The sequence below is a fragment of the Halomonas sp. 3H genome (genome assembly GCF_024206005.1).
In the GTDB taxonomy this organism is placed as follows: domain Bacteria; phylum Pseudomonadota; class Gammaproteobacteria; order Pseudomonadales; family Halomonadaceae; genus Halomonas; species Halomonas campaniensis.
Window position 1 is genome coordinate 3,077,645 of the sequence record NZ_CP100360.1, and the last position, 26,730, is coordinate 3,104,374.

Below are 26,730 nucleotides of genomic sequence, written 5' to 3' on the forward strand. Positions count from 1 at the left end.
CGGTGCCTCATCCCGATGTCGGCGCCATCCGCCACGCCTCGAGGGCCGGCAGGGTGGCCGCCAGGCAGCCTCGCAGCTCCCCCAGCACCGCCGGCACCTCGGCCAGGCGGCCCTCCGAGGCCAGGCGCTCCAGCCGCGAGGCCAGCCCGGCCGCCTTCACCGCCCCCAGGCTGGAGGACTCCCCCTTCAACTGGTGGGCCAGGTGGCCGACACGTTCGGCCGAGGCCGCGCCCGCGGCGGCCTGCTCGAGCTGGTCGAGGCGCTCGTCGACCTGGCGGCGGTAGAGCGCCACCAGCGCCGTCAGCCCCGCGTCGCCCAGGCTCTCCCGCAGCGCGGCCAGGGCAGCGGTGTCGAGCAGGGCCCCGGCCTCCACCCGGGGCGGCGCCCCGGCGGCCGACCCGGAGCCCGGCGCGCCGTCGGGCAAGTGGCGGCGCAACACCTCGAGCAGGGCCTCCTGGCGCAGCGGCTTGGTCTGGTAGCCGTTCATCCCCGCGGCCAGGCAGCGCGCCTGCTCCCCGCCGGGCCCCCCGGCCGTCATCGCCACGACCGGCACCTCGGCCAGCCAGCCGCCCCGAGCCCGCAGCCGACGCGTCACCTCCAGGCCATCCATGTCGGGCATCTGGACATCCATGAAGATCAGGTCGAAACGCTCGGCGGCGGCCAGGCGCAGCCCCTCGCCTCCCGACCCGGCGATGGTCACCCGGCAGCCGAGCCGCTCCAGCATGGCCCGGGCCACCTGCTGGTTGACCCGGTTGTCCTCCACCACCAGCAGGCGCGCCTGGTCGAGACGTACCTGCCGCGCCGGAGCCCCTCCCGCGGCACTCGGCAGGTCCTGCCCCGGCGCCGGCAGCAGCGGCAGGGTGAACCAGAACCGGCTGCCGACCCCCGGCTCGCTGGCCACGTCGATGCGGCCGCCCATGGCCTCCACCAGGCGTCGGCAGATCGCCAGGCCCAGGCCGGTGCCGCCGTATCGTCGCGCGATGGAGGCATCCCCCTGGCGGAACGGCTCGAAGACGCGGGCCTGCTGCTCCGGCTCGATGCCGCAGCCGGTGTCGATCACCTCGATGCGCAGGGTGTCGCGCCCCTGGGGCACCACCTCGATGCGCACCTCACCGCGCTCGGTGAACTTGATGGCGTTGGAGACCAGGTTGAGCAGCACCTGGCGCAGCCGCCCGGGGTCGCCCACCACCCGGGTGGGCAGCGCCGGGTCCACCCGGGTGATCAGGCGCAAGCCGCGGGCGTCGGCGCGTGGAGCGACCATCGCCACCGTGCCCTCGACCACCTCGGCCAATGCGACCGGGCGACTCTCGAGCTCCAGCCGCCCGGCCTCGATCTTGGAGAAGTCCAGCAGGTCGTTGATCAGCTCGAGCAGCAGGCCCGCGCTGTCATGGATGGTGACGGCATACTGACGCGCCTGTGCTTCCAGGCGGTGGGCGAGCAGCAGGTCGCTCATGCCGATCACGCCATTGAGCGGCGTGCGGATCTCGTGGCTGACCGTGGCCAGGAACTCCGACTTCGCCTGGCTGGCCGACTCGGCCTGCCTGGCGGTGACCTCCAGCTCGCGACTGAGCGTCTCCAGATTGCGCCGGGCCGCCGCGTTGTCCCGCGCCTCCCGGAACAGCATGATGGCCACCAGCATGGCCGCGAAGCTCATCGCCAGGATCAGCAACAGCAGCAGGGCATAGAGCCGCTGCAGGCGCTCGCGCTCCCGGGTGGCGCTTTCGGCCAGGTGGCCGTTGATGGCGATGATCAGCCGCTCGGTGCGGTTGCCCAGGGTCTCGAGCTGGCGGTCCAGGGCCTGGCGACTGGTGGCCTCGAGGCCGTCGAGGCCGTCGATCTCGCGATCCAGGGCCTCGATGCGCCGCTCGATCTCGTCCATCAGCTCCCGCGCGGCGGGGATGGAGGCGATCAGCTCGTTGATATCCCCGTCCCTCAGCAGATTGAGGCGGCTGTAGAAGAGCTCGAAGCGCAGCGACAGGCCGGCCAGGTCGACATCCGGCTGCGCCAGGTAGTTGCGCATCTGCACGTTGTCGCGGTCGAGCTTGTAGGCGTGCCAGGTGGCGTCCCCGCCAACGCTCTGGGCCAGGCTGTCCTGTCGCCAGGAGACCAGCCCCACCACCACCAGGGCCGCGGCCAGCAGCAGCAGGGCACTGACCGCACCGAGCTTGAGACGCAGGGGAAGGCGTAGCATGGGGAGCCTCCGTGGCCCGGGAACGTCAGGGGACGTGGATCTGGACGACCTGCCACACCGACCGGAAGCGCACCGCCTCGGTATGCAGCTCCGGATGGTCGTCGAAGGGATAGAGAACGAACAGCGGACCGAACTCGCGGATCTGCATCGGCGAGCCGTTGCGGCTCATCGCCAGGATGACGTCGTAGTCCTGCAGGTCGGCCACGGGGATCTCGGCCTCGTAGTCATTGAGCGCCCGAACGCGGATACGGTCGCTGCCGGCACCGACCGCCGCCAGCACCTCGCGGAGCAGCGGTCCCCGGTAGCGGCCCCGGTCGGCGTGCCAGGGGGTGCGGGTCTCGATCACCGTGGGCGCGATGCCCATCAGCATCTCGCGGTCGAACAGCGCGCGTTCGCCGACGTTGGGGCGGGCGATATCCCCGCTGATGGTCAGCAGCACCTCCCCCGACGGCGACGGCAAGGCCTCCGCCAGCGCGGTTGGCAGCCAGGTCAGCAGGGCGAGGGCAAGCAGCAGGCAGGAGGCGCGTGGGCGCATGGGGCGGTCCTGTCGAAGGGGCACTGGCGCCAAGGTTACAGGGTTCATGAGTCAAGTTCACTTCGACGAAGGCGGCGACGGCTTTCGGTGTCAGGGAGTCGACGGCACCTCGTCGGGAACTTCCAGGACCTCCAGGCCGTCCAGGAAGCGCCGCAGGCGAAGCGCGCGCTCCTCCAGCACGGCGTTGCGATGGAGCTGGCGAGAGAGCGGCAACAGTGCCGGGTCGCCGAGCTCGGCATCGACCAGCTGGGCGTGGTACGCATCGATCAGTGCCAGGTCGGCATCGAGGGCGCGCTGCCAGGCGGCGTCGGAGGTCTCCAGCGCCTCTCGCGCCTCACGGCCGAGCACCCGGTCGAGCCTGGCCGTGAGCTGTGCCACCTCTTCCTGCCAGCGGGACTCGGCGGCGGTGGCACACTCGTGCATCGCCGACGGCTGCCACTCGGCCTGCTCCATGCACTCATCGAGGGCGTAGTCGATGGGGTGTCCGCCCGAGGAGGGAAGCGGCTGGGCGGTCAGCGACCCCAGGGGAAGCGCGGCGAGCAGCGGCCAGAGGAGATGACGCAGACTTGGCATGGAGGCCCCGCGGTGTTGGTTCTAAGGGTGCCGGTTCGAAGGGTGGCGGCGAGCGCGGCGGTCGGCCACGAGAAAGGGGGACGATGAACGTCCCCCCAGCATAGTGGTTGATCGAGGCGAGTGCGACTACCCGCACCCGGTGCCTCAGCCGTGCAGCTGCTCGCCCTCCTCGACCGGCTTGATGCGCACCAGATCCTCGTAGGCGTGCCAGCTGGCGTGCCCCAGCACCGGCAGGATCAGCGCCAGGCCGATATAGAAGGTCATCACGCCGACCAGCACGCAGCCGGTGAGGATGGCCGCCCACAGCAGCATGGGACGGAAGTTGCGGGCCACGGAACGCACGCTGGCCTCGATCCCCTCCATGAAGGTGAGGTCCTGGTCCATCAGGGTGGGAATCGCCACGACGCTGATGGCGAAGGCCCCGAAGGCCAGGATGCCGCCCAGCACCGTGCCCACGGCGATCATGCCCAGCCCCTCCGGGGTGGTCAGCAGCGCCGAGTAGAGGGTCGCGGGGCTCGGCACCTCGAAACCGAAGAAGAGCGCAAACAGCAGGGTCGCCAGCCGGATCCAGGCGAGGAAGAAGATCATCATCATGACGCCCATCATGGCCAGCTGCCCGGCATGGGGCCGCCAGGCGCCGAAGGCGTCGCCCAGATTAGGTGCCCGGTTGGCCTCGAGGGCCCGGCTGACGCCGTAGGAGCCCACCGCCACCAGCGGCCCGATGAACATGAAGCCTGCCACCATGGGCAGCAGCCAGTGCCAGAGGCCCAGGGTAACCGCCCCCGCCGTGATGGCAAGGCTCAGGCCGACCCAGAACATCCCGTAGGCCAGGCTGACCGCCGTGGCCTGCCGGAAGTCCTCGAAGCCCGCCGCCAGCCATGCCCGCGGCCTGTCCATGCCCACCGGGTTGATGGTGATCCTGACCCCGGGCGCTGCAGCCTTGTCGTGCGCTCTTGTTGTTGCCGCATTCATGGTGTCACCCCTGTTTCTGCCATAACGGCCCGAGCCGAGCGTATCCGCGCGAATCGGGCCTTCCTGTGGCGACACCGGCGCAGGGCCTTAATGCCGCCGTCATCCTTTAACTCACACTTAATGTAGTTGACCCGTGTCAATCCTGCAGGCCCCTCGAGACGAAAGGATGTCACGCCGATCCAACGTGACCTGGCCACGGGTGGGGGCCCTGAACGCAGGACGCCCGCCTCGGCAGGGGCCGGGGCGGGCGTCGCGCAGCGGGTGAGTGACGGATTCAGCGCACGATCATCACCGACACCTTGGAGTGGTGCACCACGTGCTCGGCGTTGGGGCCGAGCACGTAGTCGGCGAACTTGCGCTTGTTGTGGGAGGCCATGATGATCAGGTCGACCTCGAGCTTCTTGGCCGCCTTGATGATCGCCTCCCAGGGCGAGCCGTCGACGATCACCGTCTGGGTCTGGATATCCTCGGGCACATGCTCACGGATGAACGTGTGCTGGGCCTCGGTGATCGCCTCGTGGGCCTTCCTGGCGAAGTCCTTGGGGAAGTAGGAACCCACCAGCGGCATGCGGTAGTCGGGCAGTACCGTCACCACGTGCAGCGAGGCACCGAAGGTCCGGCACAGGGTCACCGCCGTGGGCAGGGCCTTCTTCCAGGAACTCTCCTCGTTGAGGTCCACCGGCAGCATGATCTTGCTGTACATGTCATCGTCTCCTTCAAGCGGTGGCGGCCTGGCCGGCACCGGGTTCACGACGGCGACGCTGCAGCATCACCACCAGGCCGAACACCAGGAAGCCCGGAATCCACATCCACTCCTTGGCCCAGCGATCCACCGGCGCCATCACCTCGACGATCTCCTGGTCGAAGTCGAAGCCCAGGTCCTGGGCCATGCCGCCGAACTCGACGAAGTCCACCAGGGTCTGGTCGCCGTCGACCCACAGCTCCATGCCGAGCCGCTCCATGCGCTCCTCGCCATCCTCGCCGCGCGGCACCGGCACCAGGATGTAGGTGGTCATGGGGTCGCCGAAGTCGTCCTCGCCGGCGATCTGCACCCGCAGGTTGCTGCCCTCGTCGACCTCGCCCAGTGCCTGCACGAACTCGCTGGGCGGCACCGACTGGTAGGGGTCGTGGATCTGGTCCATCCAGAAGCCCGGCCGGAACAGCGTGAAGGCCACCAGCAGCAGCAGGATCGACTCATACCAGCGATTGCGGGTGATCATGAAGCCCTGTGTGCCCGCCGCGAAGATCAGCATGGCGATGGTCGAGATGATGAAGATCACGATCCCCTGCAGGAAGGTCACGTCGATCAGCAGCAGGTCGGTGTTGAAGATGAACAGGAACGGCAGCGCCGCGGTGCGCAGGCTGTAGTAGAAAGCCTGGAAACCGGTGCGCAGCGGGTCGCCCCCCGAGACCGCCGCCGCCGCGAAGGAGGCCAGGCCCACCGGCGGCGTCACGTCGGCCATGATGCCGAAATAGAAGACGAACAGATGCACCGCGATCAGCGGCACGATCAGGCCGTTCTGCTGGCCAAGCATCACGATCACCGGCGCCAGCAGCGCCGAGACCACGATGTAGTTGGCGGTGGTGGGCAGGCCCATCCCGAGGATCAGGCTGAGCACCGCGGTGAGCAGCAGGATCAGCATCAGGTTGCCCATGGAGAGGATCTCCACCACGTCGGCCAGCACCAGGCCGACGCCGGTCTGGGAGACCGCGCCAACGATGATGCCCGCCGCCGCGGTGGCGATGCCGATGCCGATCATGTTGCGCGCACCCGCTACCAGCCCGTCCCACAGGTCCTTGAAGCCCTCCTTGATGTCGGCGGCCATTCGGCTGCGGCCACGGAACAGGGCGATGATCGGACGCTGGGTGATCATGATGAAGATCATGAACACCGTCGCCCAGAAGGCCGACAGGCCGGGCGAGAGCCGCTCCACCATCAGGCACCACACCAGCACGATCACCGGCAGGATGTAGTGCAGGCCGACCATCACCGTGGGCCGGGTCTGGGGCAGCGTGACCACCTGGGAGGTGGGGTCGTCGAGTTCCAGTTCCGGGTACTTGGCCCCGACCTTGAGCAGCGCCACGTAGATCACCGCCAGGGCCACGGCCACCACCCAGGGGGTGGCATCCCCCAGCACCGGCTTCAGCCAGCCGAGGCCGTAGTAGACCCCGAACGACAGTGCCATCAGCAGGATCAGTCCGGTCAGGAAGCCGATCACCTTGTTGAGGAAGGGACGCGCCGGGTTGCTCGACGGCAGCCCCTGCATGTTGGCCTTGAGTGCCTCGAGGTGGACGATGTAGATCAGCGCGATATAGGAGATCAAGGCCGGCAGGAAGGCGTGCTTGATCACCTCCACGTAGGGGATGCCGACGTACTCCACCATCAGGAAGGCCGCGGCCCCCATGACCGGCGGCATGATCTGCCCGTTCACCGAGGAGGAGACCTCCACGGCACCGGCCTTCTCCGACGAGAAGCCGACGCGTTTCATCATCGGGATGGTGAAGGTGCCGGTGGTCACGGTGTTGGCGATGGAGGAGCCGGAGATCAGACCGGTCATGCCCGAGGCGACCACCGCCGCCTTGGCCGGGCCGCCCCGGTAGTGGCCCAGCAGCGAGAAGGCCACCTTGATGAAGTAGTTGCCGGCCCCGGCCTTGTCGAGCAGCGCGCCGAAGAGCACGAACAGGAACACGAAGCTGGTCGAGACCCCCAGGGCGATGCCGAACACCCCCTGGGTGGTCAGCCACTGGTGGTTGACCAGGCCGTTGAAGCTGACCCCACGGTGGGCCAGGATGCCCGGCATGTAGGGGCCGAACAGGGAATAGAGGATGAACACCGAGGCGACGATCATCAGCGGCGGCCCAAGGGCCCGCCGGGTCGCCTCCAGCAGCATCACGATACCGACGATGCCGACGATCACGTCCTGGGTGATCGGCGCCCCCGGCCGGGTCGAGAGCTGGTCGTAGAAGAGGAACATGTAGGCGCCGCAGAAGGCCGCCACCGCCGCGAAGACCCAGTCCTGGATCGGGATGCGGTCGCGGGGCGAGCGCTTGAGCGCCGGATAGGCCATGAAGGCCAGGAAGAGGGCAAACGCCAGGTGGATCGAGCGCGCCTCGGTGGCATTGAAGACCCCGAAGCGGAACAGGAAGGGGAGCGGCGAGGCGATCCACAGCTGGAAGAGCGACCAGGCGGCCGCGATCCCTACCAGCAGCTTGCCGGGCGCTCCCAGCGGCTTGCGCGCCCCGGAGTCGCTGGAGGCGACCATATCCTCCAGGTCGACGTCCGACGCGCGGGGTTTAGTGTTCTCGTCAGTCATGTGCTGGCCCTGCCCACTGTCTTTGACTTATGTTCATTCCCTTCCCGCGGCGACGGCAGTAAGCCGACTCACCAACGAGATGCGCGGACGCCCCGAGGGGGTCCGCGCATCGATCACCACGGGTGATTGGCTGACACTGCCGGGATCACTCGATCCAGCCACGCTCCCGGTAGTAGCGGGCCGCGCCGTCATGCAGCGGTGCGGTCAGGCCGTCGGAGATCATGTCCTCTTCATTGAGATTCTCGAAGGCCGGGTGCAGGCGCTTGAAGCGGTCGAAGTTCTCGAACACCGCCTTGACGGTCTCGTAGACGATCTCCTCGTCCAGCTCCGTGGAGGTGACGAAGGTGGCCGCTACGCCGAAGGTCTCGACGTCCTCGTCGTTGCCGCGGTAGAGGCCGCCGGGAATCACCGAGCGGGTGTAGAAGGGATTGGCCTCGATGATCTCGTCGATCTCGGGGCCGGTCACCGGCACCAGGCGGGCATCGATGGTGGTGGTGGCCTCCTGAATGGAGCCGTTGGGGTGGCCCACCACGTAGACCATGGCATCGATGTTGTTGTCGGACAGGGCCGCAGCCTGCTCGGCGGCATCCAGCTGGGAGGCCAGCGAGAAGGTGTCGGTATCCCAGCCCATGGCGTCCATCACGACGTTCATGGTGTTGCGCTGGCCGGAGCCCGGGTTGCCGATATTGACGCGCTTGCCCGGGAAGTCGCTGATGTGCTCGATGCCGGAGTCGGCACGGGCGACCACGGTCAGCGGCTCGCCGTGCATGGTGAAGACGGCGCGCATGTCCTCCCAGGCACCGTCCTCGGCGAAGTTGTCTTCGCCGTGGTAGGCGCGGTACTGGACGTCGGACTGCACCACGCCCATGTCCAGCTCGCCGCTCTTCATGCCGTTGACGTTGGCCACGGAGCCGCCGGTGGAGGGGGCGTTGCAGCGGATGTTGTGCTCGTCGCTGCCGCGGTTGACCATGCGGCAGACCGACTGGCCGACCACATAGTACACACCGGTCTGGCCGCCGGTGCCGATGGTGATGAAGCGTTCCTGCGCCACGGCCGGGGCGGAGAACATGGCGGCACCCAGAAGCGCACCGGAGAAGGCAGCAGCCGAGAATGCATGGCGTTTCATGAACATACCTCTTGACGTTGTAGGCATTCGTTACCGGGCAGTTCGCGGCCCGGGGCCTGCGAATCTACCACTCTCTCCTACTTTAGCGGAAAAAATTACGCCAGAGAAAATACCTGACCATGACATCGCTCAGGTCAGGCAAATTTCCGGTGTCCATGTCGAGAGTCTAGCGCCTGCCCGCGTTTATGAAACGTTAACTTATTGCTGCGTAGCAACAAGAAAACCGCGCCGTGGCGCGGTTCTCGAGGAGTGACACGGGGGGCCGTGGAGCCGAGGGTGGCTCAGGAGGCCTTCATGATCAGCGCCTGCTTCTCGTCCTTCATGGCCGCGAACTCGGCCTCGAAGAAGAACTCGCTCTCCCCCAGCGCCGGTTCCAGATGGTTGAGCCAGGTAGCGGCCTCGTCGTACCTGGCGAAGAAGGGGCGCTGCACCCAGTCGCTGTCGCGCCCCTGGATGAAACGCAGCACAAAGACCTTCTCGCCCTTGATCTCGGTGACCCCCTGGATCTCCACCTTGCCGGGATCGGCGGACATCGACGGCCCACGGGCGGTGCGCGCCAGCCCCGGCACCTGCTTCATCGCCTCGCGGTAGATCTCCCAGGCGCGCACCAGGGGCACCTCGAAGTAGTGGCGGGCGCCGGTGTCGCGCTCCACGAACATGTAATACGGGATCATGCCCAGGCGCACCTGGGTGGTCCACATGCGCGCCCACTGGCCGGCATCGTCGTTGATGTGCTTGAGCAGCGGCGCCTGGGTGCGGATCTCGGCACCGGTGGCGCGAATGCGACGGATCGCCTCGCGGCAGATGGGGGTGTCCATCTCCTTCCAGTGGTTGAAGTGCGCCATGAAGGCGACATGCTTGCCGGCCGCCGTCAGCTCTCGGAAGAGCGCGAGGATATCCTCGGCATCCGGGTCGGTGACGAAGCGGTAGGGCCAGAAGGTCAGGCTCTTGGTGCCGATGCGGATGTCCTGGACGTGGTCCAGTTCGGGCGCCATCAGCCCCTCCAGGTACTGGCGCAGGTGCTTGGCCTTCATCACCATGGGGTCGCCGCCGGTCATCAGGAGGTCGGTCACCTCGGTATGCTCGGCCAGGTAGCGGTGGAGTGAATCCGCCTCGCTGGAGGCGAACTTCAGGTCCTTGTCACCGACGAACTGCGCCCAGCGGAAGCAGAAGGTGCAGTAGCTGTGACACACCTGCCCCTGGCTGGGGAAGAACAGCACAGTCTCGCGGTACTTGTGCTGCATGCCCGGCAACGGCTCACCGTCGAGCAGCGGCAGGTTGAGGTCCATCTGCCCCGCCGGATGAGGGTTGAGTTCGCTTCGCACCCGCTCGATCACCGGCTTCATCTCGGCCGCATCGGCGCCGCGGCGGACCAGCTCGGCCACCTCGTCGTAGTGCTCGGGGCGCAGCATGCCGCGCTGGGGGAAGGTGAGCTGGAAGACCGGATCCGCGGGGATGTTGTTCCAGTCGATCAGCTCCTCGATCACATACTCGTTGACCCGGAACGGCAGCACCTGGCTGACGACCCGCATATCGAAGCGCAGGTCGTCAGGCAGGTTCTGGATCGCCTCGATCTTGTCGAGCTGGCGGTGGGTATAGACCTTGAACTGTCGAGCCTCGAAGGCCTCCGCTTCGGGGCTGCCGAGCTCGACATTGACGCGCTGGTTCATCTCGCCTCCTCTTCGTTGTCCGGGGCCCAGCCTTGCCGGCAAGGGCCACCGTCTTCTCATCGGGGGAGGCTATTGGTACAGACCGGGACGAGAAAGTGCAACTTCCTGCATCGATTTGCAACGAATGTCACGCGAAAGCGCAGATCATGCAACACTTGATTCGAGGCGGCCGGCTCACTTCTCCGGCTTGCGGATGAGCTTCGCCGTGAGGCGCTGCAGGCGAGGCGCCCCGAGCAGGATCAGCGCGAAGGCGATCGGCCAGGCGATATAGAAGGCGCGCCACCAGCGTGCCGTGAATTCCTCGCCCAGCCCGGTATTGACCCAGGTGATCACGAAGGTCATCAGGGTCACCATGTAGATCGACATCAGCACGGAGAAGACCAGCGGGGCAAGGCGAGGGGGGAAGATCATGGCGACTCCAGGTAAGCAGAAAGGGAATAAGCTTAGGACGCTATCATATACGATCACCTCACCGGGCGAGAGGCGTCCAGGCGTCGCACTTCGGTTGCCCGGCCCCCCGGGGAACGACCAGACTGGGAGGTGCCAGCCCCAGCCAGGAGGAGACCCATGACCGCCACCCTCGAGTGCCTCCAGGGCGATATCGCCCACCAGCCCGACATCGATGCCGTGGTCAATGCCGCCAACGCCGAACTTCGTCCGGGCGGCGGCGTGGCCGGCGCCCTGCACCGCGCCGCGGGCCCCGAGCTCGATCGCGCCTGCCGTCCGCTGGCCCCGATCCGACCGGGCGAGACGGTGATCACGGCGGCCTTCGACCTGCCCAACCGCCACGTCATCCACTGCCTGGGCCCGGTCTACGGGATGGACGAGCCTGCCGACGCGCTGCTTGCCGCCTGCTACCGCAACGCCCTGATCCTGGCCGAGGCGCACGGTATCACCTCGGTCGCCTTTCCGGCGATCTCCGCCGGCGCCTTCGGCTACCCGCCGGCGGAGGCGGCACGGGTGGCGCTGGCCACGGTGCTCACCACCCTGCCCGACTGCCCCGGGATCGAACGGGTGCGCTTCGTGCTCTTCGATGCCGAGAGCGCCGAGCTCTACCGGCGCACCCTGGCGACCCTGCAGCAATCTGAACCTGAAAAGCGCTGATTCACGCCGCGACCGACCAGGGCCCTACCCGACGTTGTAGCCAGAGTCCTCGGCAGCCACAGGGCGATCTCCGGGCAGCATGAAAAGCGCGACATGCGCCCTACCCGACGTTGTAGCCCAGCGTCCTCGGCAGCCACAGGGCGATCTCCGGGAAAATGGCGACAAGCGCCAGGGCGCCGGCCATGGCTACCACGAAGAGCAGCGCCCAGCCCACGGTCTGCTCCAGGCGGATCTTCGCCACCTCGGTGGTCACCATCAGGTTCACCGCCACCGGGGGGGTGAACTGGCCGATGGCGATGTTCATCGCCAGCAGGATGCCGAACCACACCGGGTTCCACTCGAAGTGCTGCATCACCGGGATCAGGATCGGCATCAGGATCAGGTAGATGGAGATGGCGTCGAGCAGCATGCCGGCGGCCAGCACCGCCAGCATGATCAGGATCAGCAGCAGCACCCCGTTGTCAGTCAGCGCGATGATCCACTGGGCCATGTCGCGGAAGGTGCCCAGCATGGTGCCGGCCCAGGCGAAGATGCCGGCGAGCGCGATGATCAGCATCACCACGCCCGAGATCACTGCCGCCTCGCCAAACAGCGACCAGAGGTCCCGGAGGCCGATCTCGCGGGTCACGAAGAGCCCGATCACCACCCCGTAGGCCACCGCCACCACCGCCGCCTCGGTGGGGGTGAAGAGCCCGGAGCGCAGCCCGCCGAGAATCAGCACCGGGGCGAAGAGCGCCGGCAGCGCCTGCTTGAAGGTCTCGCCCACCTTCAGGCGCTCGGCGCCCCCTTCCCAGCCCCGACCTTCCCAACCATAGCGCTTCGAGACCAGCAGCGCCGGCACCAGCAGCGCCAGGCCGGCCAGGATGCCGGGGAAGAGCCCGGCGGCGAAGAGCGCGCGCAGGTCGACCCCCGGCACCACGATGGAGTAGAGGATCAGCGCCACCGAGGGTGGAATCAGGATCGCCGTGGAGGCCGAGGCGGCGATCAGGGTCGCCGAGAAGGGCTTCGGGTAGCCCGCCTTCGTCATGCTCGGCAGCATCACCATGGCCACCGCGGCGGCGTCCGCCGGGCCGGAGCCGCTCATGCCGCCCATGATCATGCACACCAGCACCGCCACCAGGGCCAGGCCGCCGTGGCGCGGGCCGATCAGCGCCTGGGCGAAGCGCACCAGGCGCAGCGCCACCCCCGAACGCTCGAAGATCAGCCCGGTGAGGATGAACAGCGGAATGGCGATCAGCGGGTACTTGGCGATGCTGTTGTAGGTGTTGGTGCCCAGCGTGGCCAGCATCGCCGGCGGCAGCCCGGCCAGGATGCCCACGGCGCCGGCCAGGCCCAGGGAGAAGGCCACCGGCACCCCGGCAATCAGCAGGCCGGCGAAGGCCAGCAGCATCCACAGGTCAGGGCTCATCGGCGAGCCCCCCGCGCAGGCGGTCCCGGGTCTGCTGGGTCTGGCGAATCAGCATCGCCGCCGAGAGCAGCGGCAGCCAGGCGATGTACCACCACTGGGGCAGCCCCAGCCCCGGCGAGAGCGACTGCCACTGGTACTCCTGCCAGGCCAGCCTGGCCCCGAACCAGGTGATCAGGCCCAGCACCGCCATGCCGCAGGCCCACTGGAAGAGGATCAGTGCCCGGCGTGGCGCCGACGGCAGTGCGCGCTCCAGCAGGCCCACGCGGATATGGCCGTTGCGGCGCAGGGCCACCGCGGCCCCGGCGAAGGTGAGCACCACCAGCAGGAACACCGAGAACTCCTCGGTGAAGGCCAGCGAGCCGCCGGTGATGTAGCGGGTGACCACGTTGCCGAGGCTGATCAGCGCGATGATCACCAGCGCCAGGGAGGCGAGCCAGCGCTCCGGGCGGGCATCGGGAGTGAGTTTCATGTCGACCTCATGAAATGACGTCGCCCCCGGATGCGGGGGCGACGGGCGTGACATGCTTCGGGACTCAGCGCGCCTCGACGGCCTCGCGAGCCGCCTCGACCAGCGCCTCGCCGATGCGCGGCACCCACTTGTCATGGACCTCGGCGGTGGCCTCGACGAAGGCCTCGTACTGCTCGTCGGTCAGCTCGGTGACGTTGACGCCGCGCTCCTGGATGGCGGCCAGGCGCTCGCCCTCCTCTTCGCGGGTCATGGCGATCTCCCACTGGCCGGCCTCCACGGCCGCCTCGCGCAGGATCTCGCGGTCACCCTCGTCGAGGGAGTCCCACACCTGGCGATTCACGGCGAAGATCAGCGGGTCGTTCATGTAGTTCCACAGGGTCAGGTGCTGCTGGCCCACCTGGTCGATGCGCGCCACGTCGAACACCGAGAGCGGGTTCTCCTGGCCGTCCACCGCGCCGGTGGTCAGCGCCGGCTGGGCGTCGGTCCAGCTCATCTGGGTGGGGTCGGCGCCCAGGGCGTTGAAGGTGTCCTGGAACAGCGGCGAGCCCACCACGCGGATCTTCAGGCCGTCGAGGTCGCCGGGCTCGCTGATCGGGCCGCGGGAGTTGGAGAGCTGGCGGAAGCCGTTCTCGCCCCAGGCGAGCGGGATCACGTCGCGGGACTCGATGGCCTCGAAGATCATCTCGCCGGCCGCCCCGCCGGTCACCGCGTCCACCGCCGCCTCGTCGGGCAGGAAGAAGGGCAGCGAGAAGAGGTTGAGCTCCGGCACCTGGGGCGACCAGTTGATGGTGGAGCCCACGGCGGCGTCGATCAGCCCTGAGCGCATGGCGGAGAACTCGCGGGTCTGGTCGCCGGCCACCAGCTGGGAATTGGGATAGACGCGCAGGGTGAGGCGCCCCTCGGTGCGCTCCTCGACCAGTTCGGCCCACTTCTCGGCCGCCTGGCCCCAGGGGAAGGCGTCGGAGAGCACGGTGGAGACGGAGAGTTCGCGGGCCTGGGCGGAGAGCGAGGCGCTGAGCAAAGCGGCGCCGGCCAGGGCGGCGGCCAGCTTGGCGAGATGGCGTGTGGTGGTCATGGCGTGTCCTTGCGGTGGCCGCCCGGCAGGATGCCGGACGGCACGATTGTTGTCGGAAGGAAATATTCTACGAGGCGCTGCGTTGAATGATAGCCCGTCCGCCCTCCCCTGCTCGTCGAGGCTAGTCGTCGGGGGCCGACGACGCCCCCGGGTCGGCGCCTTCGCCGCCATCCGGCGCCGACTGGCAGTGCCCCGCGCTGCCGGGCCAGCTGACGCAGTCGCCCTCGGCGATGCCCAGCCGCTCGAAGGTGCCGGCGTTGACCTCCAGCGCCGCCCGATAGGGCACCCCGGGATAGGTGACCGGGCACTCCGAAGGCTGGTCGGCGTCACAGGGCAGCATGGTGCGGATCGCCGCGATGCGCTCGTCCTCGCCGATGAAGGCGATATCCAGCGGGATACGGGTGCGATACATCCAGAAGCCGTTGCGGGGCGACTGAGCGTCCCGATAGAGGAACAGCATGCCGGCCTCATCGTCGAGGTGGTCGCGATCCATGAGGCCTCGGCTGCGCTCGGGGATGGTGCGCGCCACCTCGACCGTGAAGGGGTGCCGCCGCGCCTGGCCATGGATCACCAGCGGCAGTGTCTCCAGGGCCGGCGACTCCCCCTCGGTGGCCAGCAGCGAGGCCGGCGACAGGGCGAGAACCAGCGGCAGGGCCGCCAGGCCGGTCAGGATCAGGCGTCGTATCGGGGTCATGTCGGGTTCCTCAGGGTGGCAATCGGCCCATCGTCGGGCATCAGGTGGATGCCCTCGGCCAGCAGCGAGACCTGCACCGTCTCGCCGTGGGCCAGCCCGTTGCGGCGCGCCGCATGGGTGGCGATCTCGAAGCTCAGGGTCTGAGGCGCATGGTCGAAGGCCAGCGACACCGAGGTCATGCCGCCCAGCACCACCAGCTCGTCGACCCGTGCCGTCACCGGGTTCTCCCGCTCGCCCAGGGAGGGTCGCCCACGCCGATGCAGCACCACATCGGAGGGCGGCAGGTACCAGCTCACCCGGGCGCCGGGAGGCAAGACCTCAAGCCCCTCGGCCACCTCGAGCCGCCAGGGTCCCCAGCGCAGCTGCCGGCTGCCGCCCTGCGCCACCACCTCGCCCTCGAAGACATTGTGGCGGTCCAGCAGCCGGGCCACCTCGGGCGAGGCCGGCCGTCGAAACAGCGACTCCGGCGGTCCCGCCTGCAGGGTGCGGCCGGCGTGCAGCACGCAGAGCCGGTCGGCCAGCGCCGCCGCCTCGTCCAGGTCATGGGTGACCAGCACGATGGGGATGCGGATCTGTTCGCGAAGCATCGCCAGCTCGCGCTGCAGGCGGCGCCGGGTGACCTGATCCACCGCCGAGAAGGGCTCGTCGAGCAACAGCACCCGCGGCTGGCGCGCCAGGGCACGGGCCAGCGCCACCCGCTGGCGCTGGCCGCCGGAGAGCTCGGCGGGGTGCCGGTCGGCCAGCCCCTCGAGCCGCACCCGGCCGAGCCAGGCCATGGCCTGCTCGCGTCGCGCCGCAGGCGGCAGCGGGTCCAGGGCCACCATGATGTTGCCCAGCGCCGTCAGGTGGGGAAAGAGCGCGTAGTCCTGGAACACCAGGCCGACGCGGCGGCGCTGGGGGGAGAGGCAGGTTCCCGCCTCTGCGTCGAACCAGGTCTCCCCGCCGACGCTGACCCGGCCCGCACCGGGGCGTGCCAGGCCGGCGATGGCCCGCAGCAGGGTGGTCTTGCCGCTGCCAGAGGGCCCCACCAGGGCCAGCAGCTCGCCGGCCTCGCAGTGGAAGTCCGCCGCCAGGGGAATCGGGCCCGGCTGATGCAGGCTCACCGCCAGACGCGCCGCGTTGCGGGGGTCCGTCTCAGGCACGGCGCCACCTCCGCCGGCCCGCCAGGCCGTAGACCACGCCGATGGTCACGAAGGAGACGAGCAGCAGCATCGCCGACATGATGCCTGCCCCCGACTCGTCGAAGGCCTGCACCCGGTCGTAGATGGCGATGGCCAGGGTGCGGGTCTCGCCGTCGATGGCGCCCCCCACCATCAGGATCACGCCGAACTCGCCCAGGGTGTGGGCGAAGGTGAGCGCCAGGGCGGAGATGATCCCCGGCCACACCAGCGGCAGCTCGATGCGCAGGAAGGTCTGCCAGGGCGAGAGCCCGCTGCACCAGGCCGCCTCGCGCAGGTTGGCCGGCACCGTCTCGAAGGCCCGCTGGATCGGCTGCACGGCGAAGGGCAGGTTCGCCACCAGCGAGGCGATCAGGATGCCGGTGAAGGTGAAGTTGAGCCCCGCGCCGAACAGGTGCGACCAGAGCCCGCCGAAGGGGGCCTCGGCGCCGAAGGCCTGCATCAGGTAGAAGCCCAGCACCGTGGGCGGCATCACCAGCGGCAGCGCCACCAGCGCCTCGCACAGCGGCCTGCCGCGAAAGCGGGTAGTGGCCAGGGTGCGCCCCAGCCAGAGCCCCACCGGCAGCAGCAGCAGGCAGGTAAAGGCGGCCAGGCGCAGCGAGACCGAAAGGGCCGTCCAGTCCATCAGGGCGTGACAACTCCCGCATCGGGGGATGGATCATCATGGCCCGGCAGGCGAAAGCCGTACTCGGCCAGGATCTCCCTGGCCGGCTCCTCCTGCAGCCAGGCGTAGAAGGCCCGCGCGGTCTCGCCGGCCCCCTGCACCAGCGCCATGCGCTGCACCAGGGGCGCATGCCAGGCCTCGGGGATCAGTACGTGGTCGCTGCGATCCGCAAGAGAGGGTGCCAGCGCCAGGGACCAGGCCACCAGCCCGCCGCGAGCATCGCTGGAGAGCGCGAACTGGGCGGCCTGGGACACGTTCTCGCCCATCACGCGCAGCGGCAGCGTCTCTTCCCAAAGGCCGGCGTGTTCCAGGGCCTGCTTCGCCGCCACCCCGTAGGGAGCGTGTTCCGGGTTGGCCAGGGCGAGGCGCGGCCTGCCCTCCCCCGCAGCATGAGCCGCCAGCGCCTCGCGCACCCCGGCCAGGGGCTCGTCCTCGCCCGGCAGGTCATCGCGGCCGGGCCGCTGCAGCCAAGCCAGCCGGCCGATGGCATAGACCACCCCTTCGCCCTCGGTGCGCCCCTCCTCGTGAAGCGCCAGCACATAGGCCTCGTCGGCGGAGAGGTAGAGCTCGAAGGGCGCTCCCTGACTGATCTGGCGGCGGAAGTTGCCCGACGAGCCGAAGTTGAGGCGCAGCTCGCGGTCGGTCTCGGCGCGGAAGCGCTCGGCGGCCTCGGTGAGGGCGAACTGCAGGTCCGAGGCCGCCGCCACCGTGGGGATGTCGGCCTTGGCCAGGGTCGCGGGTAATAACAGTACCAGGCCGAGCAGCCAGGCCACGCATCGTGAGCGCACGGGAGACTCCGGATCTTTGGGGATGCCCGCATTGTCGGCCAGGGCCCGGCATCGCCACAAGGCATGCGTGCCAACGCAGCACCGCCGGGTGACGGGGATCAAGGCCCTCAGGAGCGGTCGGCGACCAGGCCCCCGAAGATTGCCCTGAGGTCGGTCTCGGTCTCGCGGGGCCCGAGGTCGAGCAGCGCCTGGAGGGCCTCCAGGTGGGCCTCGATGACCCCGCGTGCCCCCTCGGCATCGCCCTCGCGCAGCCGCGCGAGCAGCTGCGGATGGTCTCCCTCGAGAAAGCAGGAGGCCAGCGAGGGGCGCTTGTAGAGGGCGATGACGATGGAGGTGCGCAGGATCAGGTCGGTGAGCATGGCGCCGAGCACCCGGTTCGGCGACAGCTCGGCCAGCCGGTGATGGAGCGCCAGGGAGTGCGCGATGCGCGCCGGCTCGTCGCCGCGGGCGTGGGCCTCGGCCTCCTGCTCCACCTCTCGGACCAGCCCCTCCAGCGCCTCGGTATCCAGCTGGCCGGCCAGCAGCGCGACGACCTCGCCCTCCACCAGGCGGCGGGCCGCGAAGGTCTCGCGGGTCTCGGCGATGCTCGGCGCGCGGATCCGCGCCACCTGGTTGGGGCGCTGGTCGATGACATGATCGGCGGCCAGGCGGGTCAAGGCCTTGCGCACCACCGAGCGGCTCACCCCGAAGATCTCGCCCAGCGACACCTCCGGTAGCCGCGTGCCCGGAGGCAGCCGCTGGGTCAGCACCGCGTGACGCACCCGATCGACGATATGCCGGTCGCTGATCCGCTCGCCCGCCAGGACGGCGGCCTCCACCTCTTCCTTCCAGCTCCTGCTCATACGACGCCCTCGAGTCACCTGGTAGCACCTTCGCACGTTTGGCGAAGAATGACACCATCCTGACGTCTGATTGTATACAGGATCAGAAGCAGGTGGCCATCGCCTCGCGGACCACCAGGCGTTCGTCGACTCGCAGGACCGTCCGCCACTTGTCGAAGGTGAGGCAGGGGTGGGAGACCCCGAAGGCGACGATATCGCCGACGCGCACGTCGCCTACGCGCATGTCACCCTCGGTTTCCTCATCCGCCGCCTCGGGCAGGCGCACGAAGGCGTGCTGGTCCATCAGCTTGACCACCTCCCAGCCCGCCACGCCCCGGGGTCGCGCCGGATCACCGCCCTCGCGATAGCGGCGCAGCGGGATCGGCAGGCGGTCGCCGCCGACGTCGCGGCGGCCCATGGCGACGATGGCCAGGCCCGGCTCGGGCAACGATTGCACCTGGGCGAACACCTCCAGCGCCGGCTCCAGACCCCGGTCCAGTTCGGGGCGGCGCGCCAGCACGCCCCCCTGGGCCTCGTGGTAGAGCCCGTGGTCATGGACCACATAGCAGCCGGGACGCAGTACCGGCACGAAGCGAGGCCCGAGCCTCGCCGCCTGGAAGACCTCGGCGACCAGGTCGTACCAGGCCGAGCCCGAGGCGGTGATGACCGGGGTGGTCGCCTCGATCAGGCCGTCGCGGTCCAGCGCCTGGGCGGCCTCCACCAGCCGCCAGGCATAGGAGCGCACCTCGACCTCGGGCTGTGCACCATGGATCACGCCCTCGTACCCCTCGAGCCCGGCGAGCACCAGGGCCGGCTCCATCGCGACCCGCTCGCCGAGCGCCATCACCTGGTCATGGTCGCGGCAGCCGCAGCGACCGCCCGGGATGCCGAGCTCGATCAGCACCTTCAGGCGCAGCCCGCGGGCCGCGAAGTAGCGGCCGAGCTGGCGGACATTCTCCTCCCCGTCGACCACGCAGGTGATATCGGCCCCGGCCTCGACCAGCTCGGCGATGATCGCCATGTTGGCCTCGCCGACCAGCTGGTTGGCCAGCAGCAGGCGAGTGATCCCATGGGCGAAGGCCGAGCGACACTGGGGGGCGGTGGCCAGGGTGATGGCCCAGGCCCCCGCCTCCCGCTGGCGATGGAAGAGCGCCGGCGCCATGGTGGTCTTGCCGTGGGGCGCCAGGCGCGCCCCACGCGCCTCGGCGAAGCGATGCATCCAGGCCAGGTTATGAGCCAGCGGGGCCTCGTGCACCACGGCGGCCGGCAGGCTGACACCGGAGAGCAGCTCCCGGCCGGTCTCCACACTCCCCTTGCTGCCGCCGGGCGCGGAATCGAGGGTCGACATCGTGTCCCGCATGGTGCCTCCTCAGCTTTCGTGACTCTCGTTCACGTCGAGGATCTTCAGGGTGTTGGTGCCGCCATGGGCGTTCATGTGGTCGCCCCGGGTCAGGATGACATGGTCGCCGGGTTCGGCGATGCCCTTCTCCACCAGCAGGGCCAAGGCTCGGTCGTTGAGCTCGGTGGGCGCCATGTCGCGGGTGTCGAAGGGCAGCGAGACCACCCCGCGGTAGAGCGCCATGCGCCGCTGGGCCACCGGGCTGTGGGCCAGGCCGACGATAGGTAACCCCGAGCGGATGCGCGAGGCGATCAAGGGCGTGTAGCCGGTCGAGGTCATGCAGGCGATGGCGGCCACGCCTTCCAGGTGGTTGGCGGCGTACATCGCCGACAGCGCGATGGTCTCGTCGATCCGCGAGAAGCCCTCGTGGATGCGGTGGCCGGAGGCCTGGGCGATCTTCTCGCGCTCGGCGCCCAGGCAGACCCGGTCCATGGCCTCGATGGTCTCCACCGGGAAGTCGCCGGCGGCGGTCTCGGCGGAGAGCATCACCGCGTCGGTGCCGTCGAGCACCGCGTTGGCCACGTCGAACACCTCGGCCCGGGTGGGCAGCGGCGACTCGATCATCGACTCCATCATCTGGGTGGCGGTGATCACCGCGCGATTCAGCGTGCGCGCGCGCTTGATGATGCGCTTCTGCATGCCGATCAATTGGGCGTCGCCGATCTCCACGCCGAGATCGCCGCGGGCCACCATCACCGCCTCGGAGGCCTCGATGATGCCGTCCAGGGTGGCCGCGTCGGCCACCGCCTCGGCGCGCTCCAGCTTGGCCACCAGGCCGATCTCGGCGCCGGCCTCGCCTAGCAGCGCCCGGGCCTCGGCCATGTCGGCGGCCGTGCGCGGGAAGGAAACGGCGAGGTAGTCGACGCCGATCTCGACCGCGGTGGCGAGGTCGGCGCGGTCCTTGTCGGTGAGCGCCGGCGCCGAGAGGCCGCCGCCCTGCTTGTTGATGCCCTTGTTGTTGGAGAGCCGGCCGCCGACCACCACGGTGGTGTGGATCTCGCGGCCGCGAACGGCGGTGACGTCGAGCACCACCCGGCCGTCGTCGAGCAGCAGGCGGTCGCCCGGGGCGACGTCATCGATCAGCTGCCGGTAGTCGCAGCCGACCCGTTCCCGAGTGCCGGCAGTGCCGTCCAGGGCCATGTCGAGGATGAAGGGAGCGCCCTCGGCGAGTTCCACGGCGCCATCGGCGAAGCGGGCGATGCGGATCTTGGGGCCCTGGAGGTCGCCCAGGGCGGCCACACTCCTGCCCAGGCGGGCGGCGATCTCGCGGACCCGCACCAGGCGCTGGCGGTGGTCGTCGGCCGAGCCGTGGGAGAAGTTGAGGCGCACCACGTCGACGCCGGCCGCGATCATCGCCTCCAGCACCCCCTCGCGGTCGCTGGCCGGGCCCAGGGTGGCGACGATCTTGGTGCGGCGGATGGGGTCATGGATGGGGGCGTGGGGGGGAAGCGTCATGGTGTCCTCGGCAAGACCAGAATGGCACGGAAATCGTTGACGTTGGTGCGCGTCGGCCCGGTGACGATCAGCCGGTCGAGCGCCTCGAAGAAAGTATACGCGTCATTGCGTGACAGGTAATCGACGGGGTCGAGGCCGAGCCGGCCGGCGCGCGTCCAGTCGTCGGGGCCGAACAGGGCGCCGGCGTTGTCCTCGGAGCCGTCGATGCCGTCGGTGTCGATGGCCAGGGCATGGATGCCATCGGCGCCCCGCAGGGCCTCGAAGAGCCCGAGGAGATACTCGACGTTGCGCCCGCCGCGGCCGTCGCCGTGCACGGTGACGCTGGTCTCGCCACCGGAGAGCAGCAGCAGCGGCCTGCCCCGAGGCGCGTCGCGCAACGAGAGTGCCAGGCGCCCCTGGGCACGCCCCAGCTCGCGGGCCTCGCCCTCCAGGTCATCGCCGAGCAGGCGCACCTCGACGCCCTCCGCCTCGGCCACCGCTCGCGCCGCCGCCAGGGCATCGCCGGCCCGCGCCAGCACCGCCACCTCGTCACGGGCGAAACCGGCATCGGTGGCATGCGGGGCATCGTCGGCTCCCGCCAGGTGCCCACGCACGCCGGCCGGGATCTCGATACCGTAGCGTTCGAGGATCGCCAGGGCGTCACTCGGCGTGGAGGCATCCGGCCGGGTCGGTCCCGAGGCGACCAGCGCCGGATCGTCGCCCGGCACGTCGGAGATCACCCAGGTCAGCACCGGCGCCGGGTGGGCCGCGGCGGCCAGGCGCCCCCCCTTGATGGCCGAGAGGTGGCGCCGCACGGTGTTGATCTCGCGGATCGGCGCGCCGCAGCGCAGCAGGGCGCGATTGATCGCCTGCTTCTCGGCGAGGGTGATGCCCGGCGCCGGCAGGCTCATCAGCGCCGAGCCGCCGCCGGAGACCAGGGCGATCACCCGGTCGTTCTCGCCGAGGTCGGAGACGGCCTCGAGCATGCGCCGGGCGGCCCGCTCGCTCAGCCCGTCGGGCATGGGATGGGACGCCTCCAGCACCTCGATACGCTGGCAAGCGGCGCCCTGCTCGGGCCCGTGGCCGTAGCGCGTCACCACCAGGCCGGCCAGGGGGGCCTCGGGATGGTTCGCCTGCCAGGCCTGCTCCAGGCTGGCGGCCATGGCCGCCGCGGCCTTGCCGGCGCCGACCACCAGGGTGCGCCCGGCGGGCGGCTCGGGCAGCCGACCCGGGAGCAGGGAGCGCGGGTGCACGGCGGCGACGGCGATGTCGGCCAGGCGGCGCAGCCAGCCCGCGGCATCGTCGCTCGACGGGGACAGCGGCCCGGCCGCCGGGGACAGGGTTTGCGGGGAAGGCATCGCGACCATCGGACACTCCTCCAGGTCAGGCCTGGTCAGCCAGGAAAGGGAAATCGGGGGTCGTGGAAAAGGACCCGGCGACGGGACGGACCCGCCGCCGGGCAAGGCCACCCGCGGGTGGCCGGGACAGACGACGACCCGACGCCTGTCCCGGGGAGCAGTCACCTCCCCGTCGTCCGCCGGCCAGGCACCTGGCCGGCGGACAGACTCATGCCTGGCCGACCTGGTGGTCGGCCAGCGCTTCAAGGGCGCGCAGGATGCCGGCGTGGTCCCAGTCGGCGCCGCCGTGGGCGGCACAGGCCTGGAACAGCTGCTGGGCGTTGGCGGTGCCGGGCAGCGCCAGGTTAAGGCTGCGGGCACCCTCCAGGGCGAGGTTGAGGTCCTTCTGGTGCAGCTTGATCTTGAAGCCGGGGGCGAAGGTGCGCTCGATCATGCGCGCGCCGTGGACGTCGAGGATCTTCGACTGGGCGAGGCCGCCGAGCAGCGACTCGCGCACCTTGGCCACGTCGGCGCCGGCCTTCGAGGCGAACAGCAGGCCTTCGGCCACCGCCTCGATGGTCAGGGCGACGACGATCTGGTTGGCCACCTTGCAGGTCTGCCCGGCGCCGTGGCCACCGATACGGGTGATGGTCTTGCCCATCACCTCAAGGATCGGGCGAGCGCGCTCGAAGCCCTCTTCCGTGGCCCCGACCATGATCGTCAGGGCCGCGTTGATGGCGCCGCCCTCGCCGCCGGAGACCGGGGCATCGACGTACTCGCCGCCGGCCTCATGGATACGCCTGGCGAAGCCTTGCGTCGCGATGGGTGCGATGGAACTCATGTCGATCACCAGGGTGCCGGGCTTGAGGCACTCGATGACCCCACCCTCGCCGAACAGCACCTCCTCCACGTCCGGGGTGTCCGGTACCATGGTGATGATCACCTCGGCCTCGCCGGCCACCGCCGCGGGGCTGTCGAGCTCGCGCATGCCCTTCTCGGCCAGGGTAGCGTCCAGGGTGCCGCGCCGGACGGTAATCAGCTCGTGGTCGGCGTCCAGCAGGTGGCCCGCCATGGGGCGGCCCATGATGCCGAGGCCGATGAATCCTATCTTGCTCATGATCTCTCTCCTCTTGTCTCTCTTGTCGTCTTGTTATCGGACGGCGATTCAGCCCCGCGCCAGGTCCAGCCAGCCCAGCCCTTCCTCGGTGGTCGCTGCCGGCTTGTACTCGGCGCCGACCCAGCCCCGGTAACCCAGGCGATCCAGGTGGGCGAACAGGAAGGGGTAGTGGATCTCGCCGCTGCCGGGCTCGTGACGGCCGGGGTTGTCGGCGATCTGCACATGGGCGATGCGCGCGAGGTGCTTCTCGATCGTCGGCGCCAGGTCCCCCTCCATGATCTGCATGTGGTAGATGTCGTACTGCAGTTTGAGGTTGTCGCTGCCCACCTCGTCGAAGATCGCCAGCGCCTGCTCGGTGCGGTTGAGGAAGAAGCCCGGGATGTCGCGGGTGTTGATCGGCTCGGCGATCAGCAGGATGCCGGCGTCCGCGAGCTTCCCGGCGGCGAAGCGCAGGTTCTCGATCAGGGTCTGGCGCGCCTCGTCGTCGCTGACGCCCTGGGGCTGGATGCCGGCCAGGCAGTTGACCTGGGTATTGCCCAACACCCGGGCGTAGGCGATGGCGCGCTCGACGCCCTCGCGGAACTCCTCGACGCGCTCCGGGTGGCAGGCGATGCCGCGCTCCCCGGCGGCCCAGTCGCCGGCCGGCAGGTTGAAGAGCACCTGGGTCAGGCCGTTGTCGTCCAGCCTGGCCTTCAGGGTCTCGGCCGGATAGTCATAGGGAAAGAGGTACTCCACTCCCTGGAAGCCGGCCCGGGCGGCGGCCGCGAAGCGGTCGAGGAACTCCACCTCGGTGAACAGCATGCTGAGGTTGGCGGCGAACTTGGGCATCTTGGTCTCCTTGCTCAATTGGTCAGGGTGTGGGGCGCCGGGGACAAGCCGAAGAGGAGGTCCTATGCCAGGGATGGCATCGGTAGCGCCCAGGGAGGGGTTCACAGCGCCTCCTCGTAGGCTTGTCGACGGTTCAGCCCCACGCGCTCCTTATGAAACTCAGGTCAGGGCGGCGATGGAGGTGGGCGCATCCTCGACGTTCTCGGCCAGGGCCTCGAACTCGGTGACGCCGTCCAGGTCGGTGCCCATGGCGATGTTGGTCACCCGCTCGAGGATCACCTCCACCACCACCGGCACGCGGTACTCGGCGATCATGCGGCGGGCCTCCCGCAGCGCCGGGGCGATCTCCTCGGGCCGCGTCACCCGCAGCGCCTTGCAGCCCAGCCCCTCCACCACCGCCACGTGGTCCACGCCATAGCCGTCGATCTCGGGGCAGTTGATGTTCTCGAAGGCGAGCTGCACGCAGTAGTCCATGTCGAAGCCGCGCTGGGCCTGGCGAATCAGCCCCAGGTAGGAGTTGTTCACCAGCACGTGGATCCAGGGCAGGTTGAACTGCGCGCCGGCGGCCAGCTCCTCGACCATGAACTGGAAATCATAGTCGCCGGAGAGCGCGACGATGTCCGCCTCCGGGTCGGCGCGCCGCACCCCCAGGGCCGCCGGGATGGTCCAGCCCAGCGGTCCCGCCTGGCCGCAGTTGATCCAGTGGCGGGGCTTGTACACGTGCAGGAACTGGGCCCCGGCGATCTGGGAGAGGCCGATGGTGCTGACGTAGCGGGTCTCCTTGCCGAAGACGCGGTTCATCTCTTCATAGACCCGCTGCGGCTTGACCGGCACGTTGTCGAAATGGGTCTTGCGCAGCAGGGTCCGCTTGCGCGCCTGGCACTCCTCGGCCCAGCGGCCGCGATCCTTCAGGGTGCCGGCCTGGTGCATCTCGCGGGCCACCTCGACGAAGCGCGCAAGCGCCGCCCGGGCATCGGAGACGATGCCCAGGTCCGGCCCGAAGATACGGCCGATCTGGGTCGGCTCGATATCCACGTGGACAAACTTGCGTCCCCGGGTGTAGGTCTCGACGTTACCGGTGTGGCGGTTGGCCCAGCGGTTGCCGATGCCCAGCACGAAGTCCGCGGCGAGCAGCGTGGCGTTGCCGTAGCGGTGGGAGGTCTGCAGCCCCACCATGCCCGCCATCAGCGGGTGGTCGTCGGGGATGGTGCCCCAGCCCATCAGGGTCGGGATCACCGGCACCCCGGTGAGCTCGGCGAACTCGAGGAGCAGGTCGCTGGCATCGGCATTGACGATGCCACCGCCGGCCACGATCAGCGGGCGCTCGGCCTCCTGGAGCATGGCGATCGCCCTCTCGACCTGGGCCCGGCTGGCCGCCGGCTTGTAGACGGGCAGCGGCTCGTAGGTGTCCGGGTCGAACTCGATCTCGCTCATCTGCACGTCGATGGGCAGGTCGATCAGCACCGGCCCAGGGCGCGCGGAGCGCATCAGGTGGAAGGCCTGCTGGAAGGCGCGCGGCACCTGGGCCGGCTCCAGCACGGTGACCGCCCACTTGGTGACCGGGCCGGCGATCGCCTGGATGTCCACCGCCTGGAAGTCCTCCTTGTGCATCCGGGCACGCGGGGCCTGGCCGGTGATGCAGAGGATCGGGATGGAGTCGGCGCTGGCGGAATAAAGGCCGGTGATCATGTCGGTGCCGGCGGGGCCGGAGGTGCCGATACACACGCCGATGTTGCCGGCCTTCGTGCGGGTGTAGCCCTCGGCCATGTGCGAGGCGCCCTCGACGTGGCGGGCCAGCACATGGTCGATGCCACCCACCTGGCGCATCGCGGCATAGAAGGGGTTGATGGCGGCGCCGGGCACCCCGAAGGCGACATCGATGCCTTCCTTCCTGAGCACGTGAACGGCGGCTTCTGCAGCGGTCATGCGGGCCATGACGGGATCCTCCAGTGAGGTGTCTTGTTTTTGGAAAATCATTTTGTATACCGAGATTAGGCCGCCGCCCCAACCCCGTCAAGGCTATGTGGAAAATA

General features: G+C 69.3%; 24 protein-coding genes. 1 reads left to right on the forward strand and 23 read right to left on the reverse strand.

The window, feature by feature from the left end:
* Positions 1–7: 7 nt before the first annotated feature.
* The 9 genes from NFC98_RS14200 to NFC98_RS14240 form a co-directional block, all read right to left on the reverse strand.
* Positions 8–2,191 carry an ATP-binding protein gene (locus NFC98_RS14200; protein WP_254275574.1) on the reverse strand — a complete coding sequence of 728 codons (2,184 nt, stop codon included), beginning with the start codon at positions 2,189–2,191 and terminating at the stop codon, positions 8–10.
* Between the two features lie 25 nt (positions 2,192–2,216).
* Positions 2,217–2,726 (reverse strand): molybdopterin-dependent oxidoreductase, encoded by a 510-nt coding sequence (locus NFC98_RS14205; protein WP_254275575.1) that lies wholly within the window; start codon positions 2,724–2,726, stop codon positions 2,217–2,219.
* A 90-nt stretch (positions 2,727–2,816) separates the two neighbouring features.
* Positions 2,817–3,299, reverse strand: coding sequence for a hypothetical protein (locus NFC98_RS14210; protein ID WP_254275576.1), 483 nt, complete (start codon positions 3,297–3,299; stop codon positions 2,817–2,819).
* A gap of 144 nt (positions 3,300–3,443) precedes the next feature.
* Positions 3,444–4,271 carry a DUF2189 domain-containing protein gene (locus NFC98_RS14215; protein WP_254275577.1) on the reverse strand — a complete coding sequence of 276 codons (828 nt, stop codon included), beginning with the start codon at positions 4,269–4,271 and terminating at the stop codon, positions 3,444–3,446.
* A 274-nt stretch (positions 4,272–4,545) separates the two neighbouring features.
* On the reverse strand, positions 4,546–4,974 hold the full coding sequence (locus NFC98_RS14220; protein ID WP_183329506.1) for a universal stress protein: 429 nt from the start codon (positions 4,972–4,974) through the stop codon (positions 4,546–4,548).
* A 13-nt stretch (positions 4,975–4,987) separates the two neighbouring features.
* Positions 4,988–7,585, reverse strand: a complete 2,598-nt coding sequence (locus tag NFC98_RS14225; protein ID WP_254275578.1) for a TRAP transporter permease — start codon at positions 7,583–7,585, stop codon at positions 4,988–4,990.
* 145 nt (positions 7,586–7,730) lie between these two features.
* The gene (locus tag NFC98_RS14230) at positions 7,731–8,711 is read right to left on the reverse strand and encodes a TAXI family TRAP transporter solute-binding subunit (protein WP_254275579.1); all 981 of its coding nucleotides are present in this window, start codon (positions 8,709–8,711) and stop codon (positions 7,731–7,733) included.
* Positions 8,712–8,992: 281 nt separating this feature from the next.
* Positions 8,993–10,381 carry a KamA family radical SAM protein gene (locus tag NFC98_RS14235; RefSeq protein WP_254275580.1) on the reverse strand — a complete coding sequence of 463 codons (1,389 nt, stop codon included), beginning with the start codon at positions 10,379–10,381 and terminating at the stop codon, positions 8,993–8,995.
* Positions 10,382–10,555: 174 nt separating this feature from the next.
* Positions 10,556–10,792 carry a DUF2798 domain-containing protein gene (locus tag NFC98_RS14240; RefSeq protein WP_254275581.1) on the reverse strand — a complete coding sequence of 79 codons (237 nt, stop codon included), beginning with the start codon at positions 10,790–10,792 and terminating at the stop codon, positions 10,556–10,558.
* Positions 10,793–10,948: 156 nt separating this feature from the next.
* Between NFC98_RS14240 and NFC98_RS14245 the strand changes: the two genes are divergently transcribed.
* Positions 10,949–11,485: a macro domain-containing protein gene (locus NFC98_RS14245; RefSeq protein ID WP_254275582.1), complete on the forward strand. Its 537-nt coding sequence runs from the start codon at positions 10,949–10,951 to the stop codon at positions 11,483–11,485.
* A 100-nt stretch (positions 11,486–11,585) separates the two neighbouring features.
* Here NFC98_RS14245 and NFC98_RS14250 read toward each other — a convergent pair whose 3' ends face one another.
* The 14 genes from NFC98_RS14250 to gcl form a co-directional block, all read right to left on the reverse strand.
* Positions 11,586–12,893 (reverse strand): TRAP transporter large permease, encoded by a 1,308-nt coding sequence (locus NFC98_RS14250; protein WP_254275583.1) that lies wholly within the window; start codon positions 12,891–12,893, stop codon positions 11,586–11,588.
* Complete coding sequence (locus tag NFC98_RS14255; RefSeq protein WP_254275584.1) at positions 12,883–13,362, reverse strand: TRAP transporter small permease; 480 nt, start codon at positions 13,360–13,362, stop codon at positions 12,883–12,885. Before NFC98_RS14255 ends, NFC98_RS14250 begins: the two co-directional genes overlap by 11 nt.
* Positions 13,363–13,426: 64 nt before the next feature.
* Positions 13,427–14,437, reverse strand: a complete 1,011-nt coding sequence (locus NFC98_RS14260; RefSeq protein WP_254275585.1) for a DctP family TRAP transporter solute-binding subunit — start codon at positions 14,435–14,437, stop codon at positions 13,427–13,429.
* Positions 14,438–14,558: 121 nt separating this feature from the next.
* A complete protein-coding gene (locus NFC98_RS14265) occupies positions 14,559–15,131 on the reverse strand; it encodes a DUF192 domain-containing protein (protein WP_254275586.1) in 573 nt (190 codons plus the stop codon).
* Positions 15,128–16,273, reverse strand: a complete 1,146-nt coding sequence (locus NFC98_RS17985) for an ABC transporter ATP-binding protein (protein ID WP_302055071.1) — start codon at positions 16,271–16,273, stop codon at positions 15,128–15,130. The genes NFC98_RS14265 and NFC98_RS17985 overlap by 4 nt, the downstream gene beginning before the upstream one ends.
* Positions 16,266–16,934 carry a molybdate ABC transporter permease subunit gene (gene modB / locus NFC98_RS14275; RefSeq protein WP_254275587.1) on the reverse strand — a complete coding sequence of 223 codons (669 nt, stop codon included), beginning with the start codon at positions 16,932–16,934 and terminating at the stop codon, positions 16,266–16,268. Before modB ends, NFC98_RS17985 begins: the two co-directional genes overlap by 8 nt.
* Complete coding sequence (gene modA / locus NFC98_RS14280) at positions 16,934–17,761, reverse strand: molybdate ABC transporter substrate-binding protein (RefSeq protein ID WP_254275588.1); 828 nt, start codon at positions 17,759–17,761, stop codon at positions 16,934–16,936. Before modA ends, modB begins: the two co-directional genes overlap by 1 nt.
* Before the next feature lie 107 nt (positions 17,762–17,868).
* A complete protein-coding gene (locus tag NFC98_RS14285) occupies positions 17,869–18,603 on the reverse strand; it encodes a GntR family transcriptional regulator (RefSeq protein ID WP_254275589.1) in 735 nt (244 codons plus the stop codon).
* A gap of 82 nt (positions 18,604–18,685) precedes the next feature.
* Entirely contained in the window at positions 18,686–19,942 is a 1,257-nt protein-coding gene (locus NFC98_RS14290; protein WP_254275590.1) for an amino acid deaminase, read from the reverse strand.
* Positions 19,943–19,951: 9 nt separating this feature from the next.
* Positions 19,952–21,436 carry a pyruvate kinase gene (gene pyk / locus NFC98_RS14295; RefSeq protein ID WP_254275591.1) on the reverse strand — a complete coding sequence of 495 codons (1,485 nt, stop codon included), beginning with the start codon at positions 21,434–21,436 and terminating at the stop codon, positions 19,952–19,954.
* Positions 21,433–22,773, reverse strand: a complete 1,341-nt coding sequence (locus tag NFC98_RS14300; protein ID WP_254275592.1) for a glycerate kinase — start codon at positions 22,771–22,773, stop codon at positions 21,433–21,435. The genes pyk and NFC98_RS14300 overlap by 4 nt, the downstream gene beginning before the upstream one ends.
* 208 nt (positions 22,774–22,981) lie before the next feature.
* A complete protein-coding gene (locus NFC98_RS14305; protein WP_254275593.1) occupies positions 22,982–23,869 on the reverse strand; it encodes a 2-hydroxy-3-oxopropionate reductase in 888 nt (295 codons plus the stop codon).
* Between the two features lie 48 nt (positions 23,870–23,917).
* Complete coding sequence (gene hyi, locus NFC98_RS14310; RefSeq protein ID WP_254275594.1) at positions 23,918–24,697, reverse strand: hydroxypyruvate isomerase; 780 nt, start codon at positions 24,695–24,697, stop codon at positions 23,918–23,920.
* Between the two features lie 159 nt (positions 24,698–24,856).
* Positions 24,857–26,632, reverse strand: a complete 1,776-nt coding sequence (gene gcl, locus NFC98_RS14315) for a glyoxylate carboligase (protein WP_254275595.1) — start codon at positions 26,630–26,632, stop codon at positions 24,857–24,859.
* Positions 26,633–26,730 lie beyond the last annotated feature (98 nt).